The organism is Roseateles sp. P5_B10, assembly GCF_056400485.1.
Map to the genome: position 1 here is coordinate 1 of NZ_JBFULE010000469.1, position 4,189 is coordinate 4,189.

The 4,189-nt window shown below is 66.5% G+C and carries 2 protein-coding genes; both read right to left on the bottom strand.

Annotated elements, in window-relative coordinates:
• Nucleotides 1-1,807: TonB-dependent receptor plug domain-containing protein (locus tag AC1DU6_RS22075; protein ID WP_477859618.1), on the bottom strand; the 1,807-nt coding region annotated here is incomplete at its 3' end.
• 158 nt (nt 1,808-1,965) lie between these two features.
• Nucleotides 1,966-4,189, bottom strand: a 2,224-nt coding sequence (locus tag AC1DU6_RS22080; protein ID WP_477859620.1) for a glycoside hydrolase family 2 protein, incomplete at its 5' end; no start/stop codon positions are given.

Genomic DNA, 4,189 nt, shown 5'->3' on the forward strand with positions numbered 1-4,189 from the left:
GCCAGGACACCGGGCAGGCCGCAGCATTGGGGCCCTGCAGCTGCCGCCGGTACTCGGTACACAGGGTGTCGTAGTAGCTGTGCAGCGTTGCGTAGGACTCCGGGTAGTTCGACGCGACGGCCATCTTCGGCAGCACCAGCGACGCCACCGAGTTCTTGCCGTTCATGAAGTTGTTGAAGTTCTTGACCTGGGTCTCGCCACCAAAGCGAGACAGGTAGGCGAGGCTTCTGATCGGGTGCCAATCCCAGGACTGGTCCCGGGCGCCGGCATCAAACTCGGCCGACTGCCAGCTCTGCGTGACGGCCTTCCAGTTGTAGCCGGGGTTGCTGACGACGTTGTTCGTGTCGCGGTCCGTCAGGCGCAGGCCGACGCGCAGGTCGTGCAGCACCGGATGGTCGAACACGTAGCGGATGTCGCCCTTCCACGCCTTCTGCTTCGCCCGGCTCCTGTCCAGGTGCTCCATCGTGAAACCCCAGTAGTACTTGGAGGGGTCTTGCAGGAAAGCCTTGTCCGTGTCATCCAGGATCAGGCGCGGCATGCCACCCGACAGGTCCACGGTTTCCTTCGGCATGTTGATGCCGGTGGCCACGGTGGAGTCGAAGTTGCTCGTGGTGGACTCGATGAACTGGAAGTCGTTGGACACGCGCAGAGCGGGAGTCGGCGTCCAGACCAGGTTGAAGGTGGTTTCCTTCGTGAGCGAATTGCGCTTGGAGAAGCGCGTGTTCGCGTTGAAAGGAATGCCGCCGTGCCCCGGGTCGGTGATCGTGCCCGTCTGCAGGGCACCGCTGGGACCCCACTTCGCGTCTGCCGCCACGATCGAGGTGTACGGATCGGCTTGGCTGTCGATCGAGCTTTCGTCCCAGAAGTTGTTGTACTTGGAACTGAAGTGCGTCAGCGCAGCCGCCAGGGTGTCGTTCTTCCACTGGCCGGCGATATAGGTGCCCTGGCGCGTGCGATCGAACTCGAGCGAGCGCCAGCCCACGGCCTTCGGGAACCAATGGTTGCCGGGCAGCGGCTCGTAATAAGTGTTGTTGTCGGCGTCCGTCTTGGTCGATTTCTGAACGGTCTGGAAATACGGGTCGACGAACATGCCGTCGGTGCGCGTGGCGCTTTCCGAGTGGGCCACGTCAAGCAACAGGCCGATCTTGCCGATGTCGGTGTTCCAGGTGTTGGACAGCAGCGCCGAGACCGACGGCTTCTTCTTGTTGCCGAGCTGGTTGTTGGTGATCGAAACGCTGACACCGGCCTTGAAGCCGTTGTAGTCGAACGGCAGCGCCGTGCGCAGGTTCACCAAGCCGCCGATAGCGCCTTCGATCTGCTCGGCCGAGGGGTTCTTGTAGACGTCCACGCCGGCCATCAGTTCGGGCGGCACGTCCTCGAAGCTGAGGCCACGGCCGCCGTTGGCCGAGAAGGTCTCGCGGCCGTTCAGTTGCGACGACACATAGGTCAGGCCGCGGATGATCACGCCCGAACCTTCCGCCGAGAAGCGCCCCGGGTCGCCGCGAGCCATCACTCGGTCCATCGTCACGCCGACGATGCGCTGCAGCACTTCGCTAACGGAGCGGTCCGGAAGCTTGCCGATGTCGTCGGCAACGATGGAATCAACGATCTCATCAGAGTTCTGCTTGATCTTCTGAGCTGACTGCAGCGCAGCGCGCTGCCCCGACACAACTACTGTCTCCAATGCTTGTGGCGCATTTGCGGCCGGAGCTGGCGCGGGCGTGTTCTGCGCCAGCGCCGGTGTGGCTGCCCAGACCAGCGCCTGTACGGCGGCCAGGGACAGCGTTGTCCTCTTGAAATGTCTCATCCTCTTTGCTCCTCTTCGGTGGGAAACACTCAGCCCCTGCGGGCCTCGTGCCGGTCCTGCTGGTTTCTATGCCGCAGGTATTTGGTAACGCTAACAATGTCCAAACAATCGGACATCCGGACTACTAGGGATAGGGGATATACGCATGGCTCCTGCATTCAACCCTCCTTTCTCCGCAGATGGATGTGCTGCGCTGGCAACTCGAGCGCCACGGTTTCCAAGGAAACTGGTAGCGCTATCTTTGAGCCAACGAGGCGCTCGGCGCCAGGCACCAGATCGATGAAGTTGTCCGCCAGATCCAGGCCCGGGTGCTGGAGCCAAAGGCCTTTGACCGGTCGATCGCAGCTCAGTCGCAAGGCCTGGCCCTCGGCCTGGATGGCGATGCGCGCGCCGGCCAGGCGGTAGAACTTGAAGGGCTCGGTCCAGGCGCAATCCCGCGCGAGCTCGTGGCCGTCCGCATCGAAGGCGCACAACTCGGCGACGACCGGCTCGTCAAAGCCCGGCAGAGGCTGGGTCGTCTCGACGCTGGTCGACGCTGGAACCGCTTGCAAGACGCGGGTGCTGGCGAGCTGGCGTCCATCCATCGCGAACAGGCGCAGCTGCAACGCCAGTTCACAGGCCTGAGCCTCGCCGTTCATGACGGACAGCCGCGCCTGCCCTGCCTCCAGCCGCACGGCTACGGCCAGCGGCGCCAGGGCGCGGCGCACGGCATGCCAGGCCGGCTTGACGGTGCCCGAAGAGTCGATGAGGGCCCAGCTCGTCACMGGCCAGCAATCGTTGAGCTGCCAGACCAGGGCACCGCCCACGGCGCGCGCGCCGGGCCGCTGCCAGCGGCGGCGGAAGTCCTGGTAGGCCACCCGCATGGCCTCGGCCTGCACGAACTGCGTCGCGTAGACGTGATCCGCCAGCGTGCCGCCCACGCGCAGGTTGTCGGCCAGATAGACCGACAGGCGCCGATGCCCGTCCGGCCCCGCCGCCGAGCCGGCCTTGTTGTGCCACTGCACCGTGCGGCTCTCGGGGAAGCGCTCGGCTTTGGGCAGCACCGATTCGAACAAGGCCAGCGAGGGATGCGACTGCATGCCGAATTCGCTGACGAAGCGCGCCTGCACGTCGCCATAGCGTTGGTAGGGCAGCATCTGCTGGTGCCAGACCTCCCAGCTGTGGCGGTCGCCCACGGTCGCGTCGGAGGACCTGGCGCCGTCGCCTGGGGTGAAAGGGCTGCCCGGCCAGTAGGCGGTATCCGGGTCCAGCGCCGCGCAGACCTCGGGCAGCAGACCCTCGTAGATCGCTCGCGCCTCGAAGCGTTCGGCCGGCACGCCCGGGCCGGCCAGGCCGACGGACTCGGCCAGCATGTAGTCCTCGTTGTTGCCGCACCAGAGCGCCATGCAGGCGTGGTGGCGCAGACGCTTCACGGCGCTCTCAGCCTCCGCACGCACGCTGGCGAGGTAGTCGGCGTTGGCGGGGTAGAGACCACAGGCGAACATGAAGTCCTGCCAGACCAGCAGGCCGAGTTCGTCGCAGGCCTCATAGAAAGCCTCGTGCTCATAGATGCCGCCGCCCCAGACGCGCAGCATGTTCATGTTGGCCGCCGCCGCCTGGGCCACGCGCTCGCGGTAGCGCGCCGGCGTGATGCGCTCCAGCAGGTTGTCGTCGGGGATCCAGTTCGCGCCGCCGGCAAAGAAGGCCCGGCCGTTGACCTCGAAATGGAAGCTGCTGCCCGCCTCGCCTTCGACGGGGACCTGCACAAGGCGCAGCGTGCGCAGGCCGATGCGGCGGCTGTCCTGCGCCACGACCTGATCGCCGTCCAGCAAGTGGGCCACCAGCGTGTACAGCGGTTGCCCGCCCAGGCCGCGGGGCCACCAGAGCTGGGCCTCGCTGACATTCAGGGTCGCACACGCTGCATCGGCTGGCACGACCTGGCGGGCCACGCTGCGGCCGTCGGCGTCCAGCAGCTCGAAGGCGCAGCGCAAGCCGGCGGCACCGGCGGGCCGCGCCGAGACCTGCAGCGTCGCGCGCCGCCCGGCCACGTCAACCTCGCTGCGGCAGTGCAAGTCGTCGATGCGCGCCGACCAGCTGTGCCGGCGCACCGCGCGCCAAGGGCCGCTGACGAGGAGCTCGGGGCCCCAGTCCCAGCCAAAGTGGTACTGCGCCTTGCGGGCATGCAGACGAGCGCTGTCGCCGTTCCAAAGCTGACGCTTGCCATGCACGGCCTCGACCTCGCGGGCACGCCCCAGCGGCGGCTCGAAGCACAGCAGCAGTTCGTTGCGCCCGGGCTGCAGGCGGCGGCGCACGTCGACCCGGCGCGGCACGAACATGTTGTCCGATGCCAGCAGCTTCTCGCCGTTGAGCCAGACGCTGCAATAGGTGTCCAGACCCTCGAAG